The 16595-nt window shown below is 60.4% G+C and carries 17 protein-coding genes; 15 read left to right on the top strand and 2 right to left on the bottom strand.

What is annotated here, in order from left to right:
* Positions 1–56: 56 nt before the first annotated feature.
* Entirely contained in the window at positions 57–1361 is a 1305-nt protein-coding gene (locus ACODSO_RS17500) for an MFS transporter (protein WP_489038047.1), read from the bottom strand.
* A 175-nt stretch (positions 1362–1536) separates the two neighbouring features.
* Positions 1537–2265 carry a GntR family transcriptional regulator gene (locus tag ACODSO_RS17495; protein WP_489038046.1) on the bottom strand — a complete coding sequence of 243 codons (729 nt, stop codon included), beginning with the start codon at positions 2263–2265 and terminating at the stop codon, positions 1537–1539.
* Positions 2266–2445: 180 nt separating this feature from the next.
* Here ACODSO_RS17495 and ACODSO_RS17490 point away from each other — a divergent pair, with 180 nt between their 5' ends.
* From ACODSO_RS17490 to ACODSO_RS17420, 15 genes are all read left to right on the top strand, one after another.
* Positions 2446–3951 carry an aldehyde dehydrogenase family protein gene (locus tag ACODSO_RS17490; RefSeq protein WP_489038045.1) on the top strand — a complete coding sequence of 502 codons (1506 nt, stop codon included), beginning with the start codon at positions 2446–2448 and terminating at the stop codon, positions 3949–3951.
* Positions 3952–3984: 33 nt separating this feature from the next.
* Positions 3985–5097: an NDMA-dependent alcohol dehydrogenase gene (locus tag ACODSO_RS17485; RefSeq protein WP_489038044.1), complete on the top strand. Its 1113-nt coding sequence runs from the start codon at positions 3985–3987 to the stop codon at positions 5095–5097.
* Between the two features lie 107 nt (positions 5098–5204).
* Positions 5205–6386, top strand: a complete 1182-nt coding sequence (locus tag ACODSO_RS17480) for a thiolase family protein (RefSeq protein WP_489038043.1) — start codon at positions 5205–5207, stop codon at positions 6384–6386.
* A complete protein-coding gene (locus ACODSO_RS17475) occupies positions 6383–6778 on the top strand; it encodes a Zn-ribbon domain-containing OB-fold protein (protein WP_489038042.1) in 396 nt (131 codons plus the stop codon). The genes ACODSO_RS17480 and ACODSO_RS17475 overlap by 4 nt, the downstream gene beginning before the upstream one ends.
* Positions 6778–7926 (top strand): CaiB/BaiF CoA transferase family protein, encoded by a 1149-nt coding sequence (locus ACODSO_RS17470; RefSeq protein WP_489038041.1) that lies wholly within the window; start codon positions 6778–6780, stop codon positions 7924–7926. Before ACODSO_RS17475 ends, ACODSO_RS17470 begins: the two co-directional genes overlap by 1 nt.
* A complete protein-coding gene (locus ACODSO_RS17465) occupies positions 7923–8870 on the top strand; it encodes an SMP-30/gluconolactonase/LRE family protein (protein WP_489038040.1) in 948 nt (315 codons plus the stop codon). Before ACODSO_RS17470 ends, ACODSO_RS17465 begins: the two co-directional genes overlap by 4 nt.
* Complete coding sequence (locus ACODSO_RS17460) at positions 8867–10564, top strand: class I adenylate-forming enzyme family protein (protein WP_489038039.1); 1698 nt, start codon at positions 8867–8869, stop codon at positions 10562–10564. The genes ACODSO_RS17465 and ACODSO_RS17460 overlap by 4 nt, the downstream gene beginning before the upstream one ends.
* The gene (locus tag ACODSO_RS17455) at positions 10561–11706 is read left to right on the top strand and encodes an acyl-CoA dehydrogenase family protein (RefSeq protein WP_489038037.1); all 1146 of its coding nucleotides are present in this window, start codon (positions 10561–10563) and stop codon (positions 11704–11706) included. Before ACODSO_RS17460 ends, ACODSO_RS17455 begins: the two co-directional genes overlap by 4 nt.
* Positions 11707–12099 (top strand): Zn-ribbon domain-containing OB-fold protein, encoded by a 393-nt coding sequence (locus tag ACODSO_RS17450; protein WP_489038036.1) that lies wholly within the window; start codon positions 11707–11709, stop codon positions 12097–12099.
* On the top strand, positions 12096–13241 hold the full coding sequence (locus ACODSO_RS17445) for a thiolase family protein (protein WP_489038034.1): 1146 nt from the start codon (positions 12096–12098) through the stop codon (positions 13239–13241). The genes ACODSO_RS17450 and ACODSO_RS17445 overlap by 4 nt, the downstream gene beginning before the upstream one ends.
* On the top strand, positions 13238–13726 hold the full coding sequence (locus ACODSO_RS17440; protein ID WP_489038032.1) for a hypothetical protein: 489 nt from the start codon (positions 13238–13240) through the stop codon (positions 13724–13726). Before ACODSO_RS17445 ends, ACODSO_RS17440 begins: the two co-directional genes overlap by 4 nt.
* Positions 13723–14526: an SDR family oxidoreductase gene (locus tag ACODSO_RS17435; RefSeq protein ID WP_489038031.1), complete on the top strand. Its 804-nt coding sequence runs from the start codon at positions 13723–13725 to the stop codon at positions 14524–14526. The genes ACODSO_RS17440 and ACODSO_RS17435 overlap by 4 nt, the downstream gene beginning before the upstream one ends.
* Entirely contained in the window at positions 14523–14879 is a 357-nt protein-coding gene (locus ACODSO_RS17430; protein WP_489038030.1) for a helix-turn-helix domain-containing protein, read from the top strand. Before ACODSO_RS17435 ends, ACODSO_RS17430 begins: the two co-directional genes overlap by 4 nt.
* A gap of 62 nt (positions 14880–14941) precedes the next feature.
* The gene (locus tag ACODSO_RS17425; protein ID WP_489038029.1) at positions 14942–15757 is read left to right on the top strand and encodes an alpha/beta fold hydrolase; all 816 of its coding nucleotides are present in this window, start codon (positions 14942–14944) and stop codon (positions 15755–15757) included.
* Positions 15721–16515: an SDR family NAD(P)-dependent oxidoreductase gene (locus tag ACODSO_RS17420; protein WP_489038027.1), complete on the top strand. Its 795-nt coding sequence runs from the start codon at positions 15721–15723 to the stop codon at positions 16513–16515. Before ACODSO_RS17425 ends, ACODSO_RS17420 begins: the two co-directional genes overlap by 37 nt.
* Positions 16516–16595: the final 80 nt, after the last annotated feature.

Below are 16595 nucleotides of genomic sequence, written 5' to 3'. Positions count from 1 at the left end.
GGCCGAGGTCATTCGACGGGGTTGATTACGTCTATACGCAGCGCTGCATCGTCAACTCAGTGAACGAGATCCTCGAGATTGGAGTTGAGCGCATTTGGGCGCGGCACCAACCACAGACCGACCAGTGCCACGAGAGGCAGGGCGGCGCCAAAGAACAGGACTAGCTGGTTCCAGGAGAAATGCTCGAGCAGGGGAGTGACGATCAGCGCGAGTGTTCCATAGCTCGCCCAGAGCATTCCGGACCCCCACGCCCCACCGGTGCCCCGGATACGGGTAGGGAACGCCTCCTGAAGGAAGTTCGATGATCCACCCCAGAGGCCGATGGTGATCAGCACGTACACGATGAACCACGGGATAATTGTGCTGGGGGTGGCTAGAAGAACCATGCATACCGCGCAGATCGAGCCTAATAAGCCGACTGCGGTCAACGTGAAGTGCGCGCCACGACCGCGAGTAATGAAACTCGCGACGAGAATAGTGATGATTCCCGACCAGTTTGCAATTGATATAGCTCTATTGGAATCCTGAAAGGTGATGTCGTTGGATTGGAGGAAACTCAGTCCGAAGTACGACATGATTGCATATTGCGGAACGATGAACAGGAAAAAGACCGTCACTCCGATGGTGCGTTTTCGCATGTCGGGCGCCCAGAGTTGGGTCAGAAGTCCGCCCTCTGCCTTGTCTACATCGACCTTGAATACACTCTTGCCAGTGCGCCGGGCGTTGGCCAAGTCAACGAAATGCGGAGTTTCCTTGATGATGAAGAAGACCGCGATCCCGAAGAAGAGCGGAAGGACACCGACGATCCAGAAAACCGCTCGCCATCCCAGATCGACTGCGATGTGTTCGGAGAAGAATGCGGACGATCCGAAACCGATGGCCCATCCAACGGGCACCGTTCCTGTCATCCAGCCGCGATGGCGAGCCGGCACTGATTCTGCGATGAGTACCGTCGCCAATCCCCACGACACGTAGCCGATGGTGGCCACTGCCCGCAGTGCGCCGAATGACACTGTATTCCAAGCGAATCCGGCGAGAATGGTAAACACGGAGCAGATCAAGATCGCCGAGATGAAGAGTGGCTTGCGGCCGAAGCGGTCGGTGAGGGGTCCTATCATGAACATGGCTATGACGCCGCATGTGAAGAAGCCAGCGGCATAGATGTAGCCGACTGCGCTGTCTGAGAAGCCGAGACTGGACTGGATCAGGGGGTAGCTGGTGGGAAATATTGCGGCGTCCGCGGCGATGGTGGCGTATCCGAGCACGCCGAGCAGCATCACTATCCAGTGATACGGGCGCAGCGTGTCGGGGTCGTGAGCGACTGACTGTTCGGTCGCTCCATCTTCGGTCGAGATGGGCATGGCAGTGTCTCCTGCGCAGGATGGGGTCACTACAGGGTGAGCGCGATAGGCGGGCCCTGGGACCGGGGGAGGAAGAGGTGCGCTGCTGTGTTGCGCGCCACACCATCATGACGCATTTTGTATCAAGTATCAATAGCTAGATCGAATGCACGCCCGGGCCGCGCCATGCGCCGACTCAATAGCTTTCGTCTGCCAGGATGCCGTCCCGTTGCAGTTTTGCAATGACGTACTCGCCTTCGGTCTGAACGTGAGCACGCGATGCAGCGTCGGCGGCATCACCATCACCGGCGATCAGCGCGTCGAGTATTCGCTGATGGCCTCGGTTGGCCTCTGGACTTGCCGCCGGGGGCGCTTCGTAGACGCTCCGAGGTAGGTTTCTTGCCAGTTGACGAAGGATGGACAGCAGTCGGCGGCTACCTCCGGTCTGATTGATCAGGCTGTGAAACTCCCAATTCAAGTTGTGCACCAGGTCGGCTTCATCGCTGGCCTGCATGTCTTCATGCAATTGTCGAAGACGATCCAGGGTCGGGCTTGTTATTCTGCTGGCTGCTCGCCTGCTGGCCAGCCCTTGGACCATCCCGTAGATCCGATAATGGTCGTCGATATCCTCGCGGCGAATCGGAACCACGAAAGACCCGCGATGCGGTTCCGAGTCGATCAAACCTTCGGCTTCGAGTGAAATGAGCGCCTCGCGTACCGGGAGTCTGCTCACGCCCAGGTCGGCGGCAATGCTGTCCTGCGGTACCCGCTGCCCCCTGAGGAGCGAGCCGTCGAAGATCATCTCCTTGATGCGATCGATGACTTGACCGCTCATGTTCTTCCTGGACACTGGGGCGTTCTGGTCTCTGCCGCGACTCATCCGGCGGGTAGTCGCCTGCATGTCTGCGCGAGTTCGATCGGACATGCTCGGATCCTTCCGTTGAGTGATACTTGATCAACATACAGTCGCAGAGCGCACGCGCAGCTGACTTCCGCCTGTAGAAGCACGAAGACTGCGCCGATAGTGCCACTTCCTAGCAGCTTCCTTGACAGTGAACGTAACCTGAGTCACTCTATATGTATCAAATATCCAAATGGAGGAATGATGTCGTTAGTTGAGACCACCACAAGCCGCAGGTTGTCGACCGGCGTACGCGACCGACTGGAGATCGAACCGCACCTGTACATCGGCGGTGCGCGGGTCGGCGCCCTCAGCGGGGATACGCTCTCGGTCCTCGACCCGGCCACGGGCGAAAGGATCTCCACCGCCGCCTGCGGAAACGCTGCCGACATCGCGCGAGCGGTGGACGCGGCCCGTATCGCAGGCGAAACCGACGCACCCTGGCGGCGTATGAGCCCCCTCGACCGTGGGCGGATCCTGCACCGAATCGGCGACCTCGTCTACCTCCACGCTGACGAGTTCGCCGAGCTCGAAGTTCTCGATGCCGGCAAAGTTCGGGGCGCCGCCAGGGCAATCGATGTCGAATTCGCCGGACGCGCCTTCCACTACTTTGCCGGATGGCCGACCAAGATCGTTGGTTCGACCGTTCCAGTCTCACACCCCGACGTACACATTCGAACCGAGCGCGAACCGGTTGGAGTGGTCGGTGCGATCACAGCGTGGAATTTCCCGCTCCTGCTGTGCGGCTGGAAGCTGGCACCGGCCCTGGCGGCGGGTTGCACCGTGGTACTCAAGCCATCCGAGGAAACACCACTGTCCGCGCTGTGGTTGGCCGAACTTGCGAGCGAGGCAGGGCTTCCGGACGGTGTTCTCAACGTAGTCCCAGGTATCGGACCGGAGGCGGGCGAAGCCCTGGTAAACCATCCCGATGTTCGCAAACTGACCTTCACCGGCTCGACCGCAGTCGGCAAGCAGATCGCGCGTAACGCCGCTGACCAGGTCAAGCGGGTCACCCTGGAGCTGGGTGGAAAGAGCGCCAACATCATCCTTCCCGACGCCGACCTCGAGCAGGCAGTCAACGGATCCGCGGGCGGAATCTTCTGGCACTCCGGTCAGACGTGCAGCGCTCCCTCCAGGCTGTTCGTGCACAGAGACGTGCATGAGGAAGTAGTCCGAATGCTGATCGAATCCGCGAATGGCCTGACCATCGGACACGGACTCGATGACGGCGTCGATTTCGGACCGATCGTGAATCCAGCGCAACTCTCGAAAATACGCGGCTACGTCGAACGGGCGAAAGATGCCGGCGCGTCGGTTCATTACGCCAGTTCCGACACCGAGGGTCTGAGTGGAAATTTTCACCGACCGACCGTGATTGCCGACGCCACCGACGACATGGAATGCGTTCGCGAGGAAATTTTCGGACCGGTAGTGGTGGTGCTGCCCTTCGACGACATCGACGAAGTGATCGATCGGGCAAACTCGACCGATTATGGACTGGCCGCTGGAGTGTGGACCTCCGATCTCAAGACCGCACACAAGGTCACGAGCAGGCTCCGAGCCGGAACCGTCTATGTGAACGGTTGGGGCCTGACTGATCCGGCCGCACCGTTCGGCGGATACAACCAATCCGGATACGGCCGAGATCTCGGACCGCAGAGCCTCGACGCCTACCTCGAAACCAAATCCGTGTGGACCTTCCTCAACTAACCCCATGCACCGCCGAACATCGGAGATAATCAAATGAAGACTCGCGCAGCAGTACTGACCGCACCACATGCCCCATTCGAGATCATGGAGCTCGAGATCGACGATCCCGGTCCCGGCGAGGTGATGCTGAAACTCTCCGCTGCCGGTTTGTGTCACTCGGATCTGCACATGATGGAAGGCGATCTGGTAGTCCGCTATCCCATGGTGGGCGGACACGAAGCAGCCGGCATCGTGACCAAGGTAGGCCAGGGAGTAACCAAAGTCGCTGAAGGCGACCATGTCGTCTGCAGCTTCACGCCGAGCTGCGGAACCTGTCGTTACTGTTCGACCGGCCGCCAAAACCTCTGCGACGCCGGGTCGACCATCCTCGAAGGCAGCATGCCGGACGGAACCTTCCGGCTTCACAAGGACGGAACCGATTACAGCGCATTCTGCATGCTCGGCGCGTTCTCCGAGTACGCAACAGTGTCCCAATTCTCGGTTGTCAAAGTCGACGAATGGCTCCCCCTCCAAAGCGCAGTCCTGGTGGGCTGCGGCGTTCCGACCGGATGGGGCACCGCAGTGAACGCAGGGAACGTCCGGCCCGGTGACACGACTGTCATCTACGGAGTCGGCGGCCTGGGAATCAACGCGGTACAGGGCGCGCTTGCTGCGGGCGCGAAGTTTGTCGTCTGCATCGATCCGATCGAGTTCAAGCGTGAGACCGCCCTCAAATTCGGTGCAACGCACGTGTTTTCGACAGCAGAAGAGGCCCAGGCCAAGGTCACCGAACTCACCTGGGGTCAGGGCGCCGATCAAGCACTCGTTCTCATCGGCGTCATGAACGAAGAAACCATCACCGCAGCGTTCAACATCATCGGTAAGGGATCGACCGTGGTCGTCACCGGTGTGTCCAATGCCGCCAACCTAACCGTCCACGTGTCCGGCCAAGAGATGGTGTTCATGGAGAAAACCATCAAGGGAACGTTGTTCGGATCATCGAACCCCCAGTACGACATCGTCAAGTTGCTGCGCATGTACGACGCGGGTCAACTCAAGCTCGATGAACTGATCACGACCCGATACAAACTCGAAGAGATCAACCAGGGCTATCAGGACCTCCGAGACGGAGTGAATATTCGCGGGATCATCGACTTCTCGCTATGACGGCCAGCGGCTGACAAGTCCCGTACGGATCGCTCCGCGTAGTCGAAGGTGGCCGCAGTTCGCGAATCCAACCGCGGCCACCTCCGCTACTGAAGTCAAGGAATGTCATGACCACTCACCGAAGCACCCTCGGCATCGACCCGGGGAAAAGCGCTGCGGCGGTGGTCGGCGTCGGTGCCACACCATACGGCAGCTTCCCTGCGGCTACGGCGGACAGCTTGGCACTGGACGCCCTGACCGAGGCCATGACTGACTCAGGATTGGACCCGCGCGATATCGACGGTCTGATCGTCAGCAGAGCGCGAAGCACCGAAGCCATCGCAGCTGCAAGTGGAATCGAACCTCGCTGGGTTGCCCAGCTCCCAGCGGAGGGACGAATGACGGGCCCCGCGATACAGGTGGCAGCCACCGCGATCGCGACCGGTTCGGCACGAACGGTCGCGCTCGTCTACGGCAACGACGGACGGTCGAAGGGGCACTCGTACGGTGGCGGAGGAGCAACCGCGGCGCCGGCGGCAGAGGGGTACGGAACCGAACCCAATCTCACCACCCCGTACGGAATGACCTCACCAGGAGCGTTCTACGCGATGATGCTCGAACGGCATATGCAGCTCTACGGAACGACCTCCGAACAACTGGCAACCATATCGCAGACCTTTCGCAGTCACGCCGCGCACAACCCTGCAGCCGTATTCAACAAGGCAATCTCGCTTTCCGACTACCTCGGTGCGCGATTCATCGCTGAACCTATGCGCATCTACGACTACTGCCTGATCAACGACGGCGGCACAGCGCTCATCATGACCTCGGACGACCGGGCCAGAGACTGTCGACAGCCCCCGGTCCACATACTCGGATTCGGACAGCAAGGGCGACTGCGTGACTCGAACTTTCCACCGGACGATTTCTGGCGCAGCGCCCTGAACCAAGTGGGTCAAGACACGTACGCAATGGCCGACTGCACACGAACGGACGTAGACGTCCTGATGGCGTACGACAACTTCAGCCCGAATGTGCTGTTCACACTGGAAGGCCTCGGGTACTGCGAAGCCGGTGAGAGCGGCTACTGGATTCAAGACGGCCGCATCGCGCTGGGTGGAGAACTTCCCGTCAACACCTCCGGTGGCCATCTGTCGGAAAGTTACATGCAGGGATGGGCGCTCAATATCGAAGCAGTCAAACAGATTCGGCATCAGTGTGGGTCCCGTCAGGTTGCCGACGCCACTCTCGCTCAGTACGTGTGCGCGGCTCCTGTAGTCTCCTCGGTGCTCTACGGGGCGACGCGATGAACACGTCGCGGATCACACCCCATACCGATGCCATCGCGGATCACCGGCTGCTACTGAGCTGGTGCGGCAACTGCTCCGCACTCAACTTTCCTCCCCGCGCAGTGTGCACAGAGTGCGGCGAAGCGGGCGAGCCGGTGTGGAAAGAGGCAACCGGGCTCGGCACATTGTGGTCTTTCTCCACCTTCCACAAACGGTATGACGACAGCTTTCCTTTGCCTGTGCCGTACACGGTCGCTGTGATCGAACTGGACGAGGGCTCGAAGATCTATACCAACATTGTTCGATCTCGACCTTCCGAATTGCAGATCGGTATGTCGATGCGTGCCGAGTTCACCGAACTGGCACCGGGCCGCACAGGCCTTACCTTTGCCCCCACGACCAAGGACTTGTGATGTATCCACCGACCGAGCGCCTCACCGGGCCGCTCCGCGGCCTGCGCGTCATCGAAATTGCGGCGCTTGGGCCCGCGCCGTTCGCAACCATGATGATGGCCGATGCCGGCGCAACCGTCCTGCGTGTCAATCGCCCCGGCCAATCGACGGCAGATGCAGGAATTCTCGGCCGACACCGAGCCGCCTCGCTGACACTCGACCTCAAGAACAATGCAGACCGCGAACAACTACTGGGGCTCGTCGACTACGCAGACGTCTTCATCGAGGGATTCAGGCCAGGGGTGATGGAGCGACTCGGCTTGGGTCCGAACCTGGTTCACGAACGCAACGACACCCTGGTGTATGCGCGAATGACCGGCTGGGGTCAGAGCGGCCCGCTGTCCTCCACAGCCGGGCACGACATCAACTACCTGGCGCTGACCGGAACGCTGCGGTCCATCGCACGCAGCGGCGAAGCCCCGCTTCCGCCGCTGAACTTGGTCGGAGACTACGGCGGCGGGGGAATGTTGCTGTACAACGGCATCCTCACAGCGCTGTTCGAACGCCACAGCAGCGGGAAAGGTCAAGTTCTCGATGTCGCGATGATCGACGGGGCGACCATGCTGATGACAGGGATCTGGAATCGGGCCGCGGCCGGTACCTGGAGAGACGAACCCGGCACCAACAGCATCGACACCGGGGCACCGTTCTACAACGTTTACCGAACCGCAGACGGAGAATACATGGCAGTGGGCAGCATCGAGCCGCAGTTCTACCGGCAACTGTTGACCGGGTTGGGACTGACCGACGCTGACCTACCGGACCAGAACGACGAGACGAGCTGGGCGACGACGAAGACGCTATTCGCCGACATTTTCGCTGGTCGAACGCGTGAGCAGTGGACCGGAATTTTTGCGGGCCTGGACGCATGCGTCAGCCCGGTCCTTTCGATGAAGGAAGCAGTTCACGTACCCCACCTCCGCGACCGAGGAACACTGCGAGACAACGATGGTCGCACCGAGCCTGGCCCCGCTCCGCTGTTCAGTAGGACCCCACTGATTCCGATAGATCGCTCTGCCGTCGCTGACGATGTCACCGACTGGGTCGATCTGGGTGGGCAACGACCGGAGCTCGGCGTCGCCCAGCTAGAGAGCGAGGTGTCGCGATGAGCGCCGGTTTGGTCTATACCACGTCGGATTTGCACACGGTGGCGTCGAACATCGGGTTCACCGAAGGCCCGGTCTGGACCGACGACGGCAGGCTGTTCGTGACCAGCGTCAGCCGCGGACTGCTGTACGAAGTCTTCCTCGACGGCCGGCCCGCGGAGCCCGCCGTGGAGACCGGCGGGGGACCCAACGGTATGACACTCGCGCCCGACGGCACGTTGTGGATCACCCAGAACGGAGGCGAAGTCATGCCCACACGATCGGAACTGCCGGCAGCACCCAGTCTGCAAGCGTGGCATCCAGGCGCCGATAGAAAACCCAGGATGGTCTCCACCACAACGGACTTGACCTCACCGTCGGACTGCACTTTCGACTCGAACTGCCTCTGGTTCACCGATCCGAACGGACATGGGTTCGGCGACGATGCACTGCCCGGCAGAGTCTTCCGATACGACACGACGACGCACCAGCTCGACGTCATGCTCGATGATGTCTACTTTCCGAACGGAATCGCGTTCGGCGCCGACCCCAGCCACCTGTACGTCGCCGAGACCGCTCGTAATCGCGTGTCACGCTTCCGGTTCGGTGACGGACACTTGATCAATGACACTCCCGCTGACGGTTTCGCAGTGGAGACTCCCGACGGCCTTGCCGTCGACGAGGCCGGCGGACTGTGGGTCGCCGGAAGCAAATCCGGTTTGCTCACCCACTTCGACGTCGACGGCCGCGTGACCGATGAACTCGACGTAGGCAAAGGAACCATGCCGACCAGCGTGTGCTTCGCAGGCCCTACCCTGGACACGCTCGTAGTCACCGCCGCGAAAGGTGGACGGGTCCTTGCCTTGTCGATCGACACTGCCGGTTTGTCCACACCACGTTCCGCGCGGGCAGCCTTACTCAGTCCAGAGGCCGAGACAACGGATTCGAATGGAGGCGATCAACGATGAGCACACAACGACCGCAAGCACGCACCATCGGCGCCTTGATCGGTGAGATGGCACACCGCTTCCCTGACCGCCCGGCGGTCTCGTTCGACGGTCACGACACCAGCTTCCTCGAACTCGACCGAGAGGTCGATCGCTGGGCCAAGGCCCTGATCGCTGCGGGCGTTCGACGCTCCACGCACGTCGGTATTCTGGCGGGTAACCGTCCGGAATGGCTTTATGTCGCAATGGCAACCGCCCGGGTCGGGGGAGTAGTGGTGCCGCTGAACACGTGGTACCGCGAAAGCGAACTGCAGTACGCGCTAGTCCACGGTGATATCGAAGTGCTGTTCTACTACGACAAGCTCCGATCGACCGACTATGCACCGATCATCGAGGCAACGATATCTGCCACCTCCACACCACCGATTTCGGGCAGCGAGCTCGGCGACCCGCGCTTCCCGCGCCTGCGGCAGGTGGTCGAACTGGGTGCCCGACGACTGCTCGGCGCAACTCACATAGCAGACTTCCTCACGCAGGGTAGTGCGGTGCATGACGAGACCCTCACCGACGCCGCAGATTCCGTCCGGCCCAGCGACCTGGTGTATCTGATCTACACCAGTGGCAGCACCGCCAGACCCAAGGGCGTCACCCTCGAACACGAACACGCCATCACCAACACGTTCAACATCGGCGAACGGCAAGCACTGGACGAGACCGATCGCTCGTTCCTGGCGACACCCCTCTTCTACGGCCTTGGGCTGATACAAGCACTGGGCGCGACATGGACTCATGGCGGGTGCGTGGTGTTGATGGAGGTATTCGAACCCGGTGCCGCGTTGGACCTGCTGGAAACCGAGCGCTGCACCGCCTATTTCGGACTCGGCAACATGACCCGCAGCCTCGTCGAGCACCCCCACCGCCCCGCTCGTACTCTCCGCCTGCGCAAAGGAGTACTGGGTCTGAGCACAGCGGACCGAAAGATCGCACGCACCGAACTCGGCCTCGACCTCGGCACCAGCATCTACGGGCTGACCGAGTCGTACGGACTATGTGCACTCACCGACTCGCGAGACCCCCAAGACCTCGTCGATACGTCCATCGGGCGTGCCCTTCCCGATTGGGACATCCGTATCGGTGATCCCGAATCCGACAAGCCCCTTGCCATCGGGGAGATCGGGCACATCCTCATTCGGGGACATGTCATGCGCGGTTACCACAAAGATCCCGAACGTAACCGGGAGGTGATGACCGACGACGGTTACTTCCGGACCGGGGATCTGGGCTGGGTCGACAGGGAAGGATTTCTCTACTTCCACTCGCGTCTGTCCGAGATGATGAAGCCCGGTGGAATCAATGTCAGCCCCCTCGAAGTCGAGTTGCTGATCGGACAGATCCCAGGTGTCCGTGAAGTCCACGTGGTCGGAATCCCAAACCCTGCCCGGGGCGAAGCAATTGTCGCGTTCGTCGACTGTGCGGATCCCGAAATCTCATCAGCCACGGTGATCGAACACGTGAGAACGACCGCAGCCAAATACAAGACACCTCACCACGTGTTGTTCCGCAACACGCACGAACTGCCACACGTCGCGAGCGGCAAGGTACCGAAGGTGCTACTGCGCCGCGTGGCGCTAGACGAACTCGGCCTGGACGAAGCAGGTATGCCTGTACAGGCCCTCACCAACCAAGCCATGACTCGAAGGGCTCCAACTCCATGATCTCTGCCGAAGAACGAATGCTCATCCGCACCGTGCGGGACTTCATCGACCGCGACGTCAAACCCGCGGTGAACGAAATGGAACACAGAAACGAGTACCCGGAGAAATTCATCGAGCAGATGAAGTCCATCGGGATCTACGGTCTCGCCGTCCCCGAAGAGTTCGGTGGAACGCCGGTTTCGATGCCCACTTACGTACATGTCACCGAAGAGCTTGCGCGCGGATGGATGAGCTTGGCCGGCGCTATGGGCGGACACACCGTTGTTGCAAAGTTGCTGAGCCTCTTCGGGACCGAGGAACAGAAGCAGACTTACCTACCGCGCATGGCCACCGGCGAAGTCCGCGCCACCATGGCTTTGACCGAACCAGGAGGCGGATCGGACCTGCAAGCGATGCGCACCACTGCCAACGCCGAGGGAGAGCACTTCATTGTCAACGGATCCAAGACTTGGATCAGCAATGCCCGCCGATCCGGCCTTATCGCACTGCTGTGCAAGACGGATCCGGCAGCAACGCCGGTCCATCGCGGCATGTCGATACTTCTCGTCGAACACGGACCAGGACTGACGGTGTCGCGGGATCTCCCGAAACTCGGCTACAAAGGTGTCGAGAGTTGCGAACTCAACTTCGACAACTACCGCACATCAACATCAGCGGTTCTCGGAGGCGCAGCCGGACAAGGGTTCGCGCAGATGATGAAGGGGCTCGAGACCGGGCGCATCCAGGTCGCGGCCCGAGCACTGGGAGTAGCAACTGCAGCGCTCGAGGATTCACTTCAATATGCGCAAGATCGGCAATCGTTCGGCCACCCGATCTGGAAACACCAAGCCATCGGCCACCTCCTCGCCGACATGGCCACCAAATTGGCCGCGGCGCGGCAACTGACCCTGTACGCCGCCGACAGATTCGACTCCGGCGAAAGGTGCGACATGGAAGCTGGAATGGCCAAACTCTTCGCATCGGAAAGCGCTATGGAAATAGCACTCTCCGCCGTCCGAATTCATGGCGGATACGGCTACTCCACCGAATACGACGTCGAACGCTACTTCAGAGATGCACCTTTGATGATCGTGGGAGAGGGCACCAACGAGATTCAGAAGAACGTCATCACCGCACAACTCATCTCGCGAGGAGGTATCTAGATGTCGACCACAGACAAGCCAATGCGCGCCGATGTACTCACCCTCCACCCCCCGGAACTACGTGGAAGCGACTGTGGTGCTTGCGGACGATCCTCGTTCCCCAACCGTGAACTTTGCCCGCATTGCGGGTCCGACTCCGTCGCAGACATCACTATCCGGCCACACGGGACAGTGGTGAGTTGGACGACGGTACGGCAAGCACCGCCTCCGACCGAAACGCCTTACACACTGGCGACAGTCGACCTCGACAATGACATCAGAGTGCTCGGCCGAGTCGAGGGCGACATCGAAATCGGCACCGAGGTCACGGTCGATTTCGCTCCGATCGCGACCGACTCCGATGATGATCCGCTGTGGTGGTACCACTTTCGTCCACAAGGAGACAGCAAATGAGTAAGACATTCATCGCCGGTGCGGGCATGGTCCGATTCGGAAAGTTCCCCGTCACGGTGACCTTCGAGAAGCTCGCCCTCGGCGCGGCTCGCGCGGCAATGTCGGACGCCGCCGTGACAGCCCCGGACATCGAGGCAGTCTACGTTGGACACGTGTTCGGAGGTCCTGTCGCCGGCCAACGCGTTGCGGCACAGATGGGCCTGGGTGGTCTTCCTGTTTCCAACCACGAAAACTACTGTGCCAGTGGCGCGACAGCAATACGAGAAGCTTCGATCGCGATCAGGGCCGGACTGTATGACACGGTGCTTGTCATCGGCGCCGAAAAGATGACCGATCGAGTCTCGGGTGGGGTCCTACCCGACCCTACCGACCTCGACGCCATCAATGGACTGGTGATGGCTGCCAACCATGGCATGAGTGCCCGGCGATACATGCACGATCATGGCGCCACGCGCGAACAGATCGCGGCGGTGGCTGTGAAGAACCACGCTCATTCGGTTCACAACCCCTACGCCCATTACCAGCGCCCGATCTCCCTGGAAGAAGTAGTCGGAGCGCGGTTGATCGCGGACCCGCTCGGCTTGTACGACTGCAGCCCTATCAGTGACGGGGCAGCCGCTGTCGTGTTGTGCAGCGCAGCTGGGCTGGCAAAGCTCGGCCGGACGTCGGCTCCGAAACTCGTGGCGAGCGCCTTGGTTTCCGGCAGCCTCGTGCTCGCGTCAGCGAGCATCAACGAGGAAGATGTGAGCAGACGCGCGGGTGAGCAAGCATGGAACGAATCCGGGTACGGTCCCGAAGATATCGACATCGTCGAGATGCACGATTGCTTCACCATCGCGGAGGTTGTCCGGCTCGAGGGCCTTGGAGTTGTGCCAGTGGGCGAAGGCGGGAAGTGGGCAGAGAACGGAGATACGTCGATAGGTGGAAAGCTGCCCGTGAACGCCAGTGGCGGTCTGTTGAGCCGTGGCCATCCAGTCGGTGCAACCGGAGTTGCTCAAATTTGTGAGTTGACATGGCAATTGAGCGACGCCGCTGGCCAACGCCAAGTCTTAGGAGCAAACGTCGGGCTTGCCTACTGTAAGGGCGGAACTGTGTCGGGAACCGATGGAGGCTCGGTAACCGTGTTGATGGTGGCCCGATGACACCCACAGCATCGACTGCCGTGGACATCTGCAAACAGACCGATCACAGCGATCTCGCGTCGCCGACAATCGTCCTTGTTTACAAGGGATCCAGTTACGCAGACTTGGAGACCGAGCTGGTTCAAGCCCGCGTGACTGATCCGTTGGTGACCGCCTTCACGGTTGTTCACAACCAGTGGGATGCCCTTGTAGCAGCAGGTGATGCGGGGCGCGTCGTAGTCGTTGCGCCTGCAGCCGCAGCTTTGGGAGATCCCGACCGGCCTTTCGACTCTGCAGTGGTAGGGGCGCTGATCAGTTTCGTTCGCTCGGTCGCAATCGAACTTCAGAAATCCGGAGGCAGCGCAAATACGGTCCTCTTCGAGGAGAACATCAGCGACAGAAAATGCCAAGATCTGATCGACGTTCTGATCCATAAGTCAGGCATCGCGACAGGCCAGGAGATCTTCGTGACCGACGGTCTGCATCTAGGAAGGTTGCACCCATGACCGAACACGTCAACCATCCGAACGGAAATGCACGCAGCGCGGTGGTGACGGGTGCAACTGGCGGAATAGGACGCTGCATCGCCTCGTACTTGGCCGATCTCGGGTATGACGTCGGGCTGACCGACCTCGACTCTGCCGCGGTGGACTCGGTACGCAACACGCTCAGTAACGCCGTCACGACCAAGGTGGTCGGTGTCGCTGCCGATCTGTCGCAACCGAACTCCGTCCAGCTCGTCGTCGATTCGATGGCCGGCGAACTCGGCGGAATCGACGTACTTGTCAACTGCGCGGGAATTCTCAACGATGCGCGAGTGCCGAAGATGGAACCTGAACTGTTCCGCCAAGTCGTGTCCATCAACCTGGCCGGCATGCTGCAAACCACGGCCGTCGCGATTCCGTACCTGAGGGCTTCGGGAAGTGGACGGATCGTCTCACTCACATCCAGGGCCTGGCTCGGGAATTTCGGATCGTCCAACTACTCGGCGTCCAAGGGCGGAATCGCCGGCGCCAGCCGCAGTCTGGCGTTGTCGTTGGCCTCGTCGAACATCACAGTCAACTGCATCGCGCCAGGATTCATCGAGACCCCCATGTCGAATTCGATGCCGAGCGAAATCATCGACCGCGTCCGCCAATCGATTCCGATCGGTCGCGTCGGCACACCGCAGGACGTCGCCCGCACAGTGGCGTTTCTCGCCGACAAGGGCGGTGGATACATCACCGGCCAGACGATCACCGTGTGCGGGGGGCGAAGTATCAGCGGTTCGATAAGAACGGCCCAGCGACCTACTCCCGGCCGGTGACCATCTCCGGACGCCCCGACGGTGACATGGATTGCCCGCAGGCCGGTCACCCGTTCACGCTCATTCGTGAGGTGATCTCAGCATTGTCGGCGCCCGCGGTAGACGACAGAACCGCGCGTGCCCATGCGCTGAAGGTTCTGCTCAACGCCGAAACAGCCAGTTGGGACGAGAAACGCGTGGGCTTGACCGCGCGGGAAGTGGACATCATGCGATATCTGTTGATGGGAATGAAGAACAAGGACATTGCTCGGAGCCTCTTCATTTCCGAGAACACAGTTAGGTTTCACGTTTCGAGCATTCTCCGGAAGAAAAAGGCGAGAAGTCGATTGGATCTCGTCATTCTTTGCCGTTGAGGAGAACGTCGATCACTCGAGGTGAATTTGCACTCAGCCCACAAAGATGGAGAGATTTCGATATGACACCCTCACTCGACTCGGCGAAATTGCCAACCGAGGACATCTACGATCATGGGCAGGGCCCCGCGGTCGTTTTCAGTCACGGGACCCTTCTGGACCGAACAATGTTCGCCCCACAGGTTGAGGCCTTGAGCGATCGGTACCGAACCATTGCCTACACCTCACGTGCCGGAACACTTCGTTTCGGCACCGAGCGATCGATCGAAGACTTGGTCGACGACTGTCTGGCAGTCGTCGACGGGGCGCGCATCGATCGAGTAGTTCTGGTCGGGATGTCCGTAGGGGGATTCATGGCAATCGATTTCGCATTGCGGTATCCCGATCGAGTCGCTGGTCTCGTACTGATGTCCACACAAGCGGACGCCTACACCGACTCCGAGCACACCCAGTTCGGTAGCCTGTTGAAACCACTCGATTGTGAAGGCTCAATACCAGAGTCGGTGGTGGACGCATTCAAACCGGTCATCTTCGGTGAACGTGCGCTAGGCAGTGCACCTGGCCTCGTGACGCGGTGGTGCGACAAGTGGCGGCAACGACCGGCGCGTTCGCTCTATGGCGAATACCGCTCGTGGATCGACAAACCGGACCGGCTGAGTGACCTGCGGCAGATCACCGTACCGACCCTGATCATTCACGGCGAGGACGACAACGGAATATCGGTCGACCGTGCACGTGCGATGCATGACCGGCTGCCCAATTCCGAGTTGGCCATCATCGCGGACGCCGGCCATCTGGTGACCGAAGAACAACCAGACGCAGTCACGGATGTTCTTGCTACGTGGCTTACCCAGCAACCGTCGTGGGCTCGATCATGACCGGCACCAAATCACGGACTGTCGCTGACCTGTCCGGCCATACGGCGATAGTCACAGGTGGCAGCCGCGGTATCGGAGCGGCGATCACCTCGGCGCTGGATTCGGCGGGAGCGACCGTTGTCATCGCGGGCGGGTCCGAGACGCACGCTGCCGCACTGATCGACCGTTTGGGTGCGAAGCACAGATACGTACCTCACGATGTCAGCTCCGAAAATTCCTGGGAAGACTTGGTCAACGCCGTCCGACTTGAATTCAAATCGATCGACGTACTGGTCAACAACGCCGGCGTGCTCGATTCCGGTGACGACATTACCGAAACCAGTGTCGAGAACTTCGACAGACACTACCGCGTCAATCAACTCGGCGTTTTTCTCGGCATACGATCTGTCGCAGGGAGGATGAAGCAGGAGGGCGCCGGTTCGATCGTCAATCTGTCCTCTATAGGTGGGCATCGGGGGTACGCCAATCAAATCGGATACTCGACAACGAAATGGGCAGTACGCGGGATGACGAAATGCGCAGCGGTGGAGCTTGCCCCATACGGCGTCCGAGTCAATTCCGTTGCACCAGGTTTCATCGATACCACGATGATCGACGCAATGCCAAGAGAGCAGATCGAGGCAGTCACAGCGTCGACACCTCTCGGTCGACGCGGAACCGCCGACGAAATCGCCCGAGCAGTAGTGTTTCTTGCTTCGAAGGAATGCCCTTTCATGACCGGTGCAGAGCTGATCGTAGATGGCGGCCTGTCACTCTGATCATCCCAACGACAGCACCTCGAACGAGGCTTGCAGATACACAGATGAGTGCAAGCGGACACATCATTGGAAGGGAGTTC

It is taken from the genome of Rhodococcus sp. FG69 (assembly GCF_057808915.1).
The sequence above is the reverse complement of the archived record's forward strand: the minus strand, read 5'-3'. Positions and strand labels throughout refer to the sequence as shown.

What these genes read in the sequence shown, in the direction of transcription:
- ACODSO_RS17500 (WP_489038047.1), bottom strand. Translation starts at nt 1,361, where the DNA reads ATGCCCATCTCGACCGAAGATGGAGCGACCGAACAGTCAGTCGCTCAC.
- ACODSO_RS17495 (WP_489038046.1), bottom strand. Translation starts at nt 2,265, where the DNA reads ATGTCCGATCGAACTCGCGCAGACATGCAGGCGACTACCCGCCGGATG.
- ACODSO_RS17490 (WP_489038045.1), top strand. Translation starts at nt 2,446, where the DNA reads ATGTCGTTAGTTGAGACCACCACAAGCCGCAGGTTGTCGACCGGCGTA.
- ACODSO_RS17485 (WP_489038044.1), top strand. Translation starts at nt 3,985, where the DNA reads ATGAAGACTCGCGCAGCAGTACTGACCGCACCACATGCCCCATTCGAG.
- ACODSO_RS17480 (WP_489038043.1), top strand. Translation starts at nt 5,205, where the DNA reads ATGACCACTCACCGAAGCACCCTCGGCATCGACCCGGGGAAAAGCGCT.
- ACODSO_RS17475 (WP_489038042.1), top strand. Translation starts at nt 6,383, where the DNA reads ATGAACACGTCGCGGATCACACCCCATACCGATGCCATCGCGGATCAC.
- ACODSO_RS17470 (WP_489038041.1), top strand. Translation starts at nt 6,778, where the DNA reads ATGTATCCACCGACCGAGCGCCTCACCGGGCCGCTCCGCGGCCTGCGC.
- ACODSO_RS17465 (WP_489038040.1), top strand. Translation starts at nt 7,923, where the DNA reads ATGAGCGCCGGTTTGGTCTATACCACGTCGGATTTGCACACGGTGGCG.
- ACODSO_RS17460 (WP_489038039.1), top strand. Translation starts at nt 8,867, where the DNA reads ATGAGCACACAACGACCGCAAGCACGCACCATCGGCGCCTTGATCGGT.
- ACODSO_RS17455 (WP_489038037.1), top strand. Translation starts at nt 10,561, where the DNA reads ATGATCTCTGCCGAAGAACGAATGCTCATCCGCACCGTGCGGGACTTC.
- ACODSO_RS17450 (WP_489038036.1), top strand. Translation starts at nt 11,707, where the DNA reads ATGTCGACCACAGACAAGCCAATGCGCGCCGATGTACTCACCCTCCAC.
- ACODSO_RS17445 (WP_489038034.1), top strand. Translation starts at nt 12,096, where the DNA reads ATGAGTAAGACATTCATCGCCGGTGCGGGCATGGTCCGATTCGGAAAG.
- ACODSO_RS17440 (WP_489038032.1), top strand. Translation starts at nt 13,238, where the DNA reads ATGACACCCACAGCATCGACTGCCGTGGACATCTGCAAACAGACCGAT.
- ACODSO_RS17435 (WP_489038031.1), top strand. Translation starts at nt 13,723, where the DNA reads ATGACCGAACACGTCAACCATCCGAACGGAAATGCACGCAGCGCGGTG.
- ACODSO_RS17425 (WP_489038029.1), top strand. Translation starts at nt 14,942, where the DNA reads ATGACACCCTCACTCGACTCGGCGAAATTGCCAACCGAGGACATCTAC.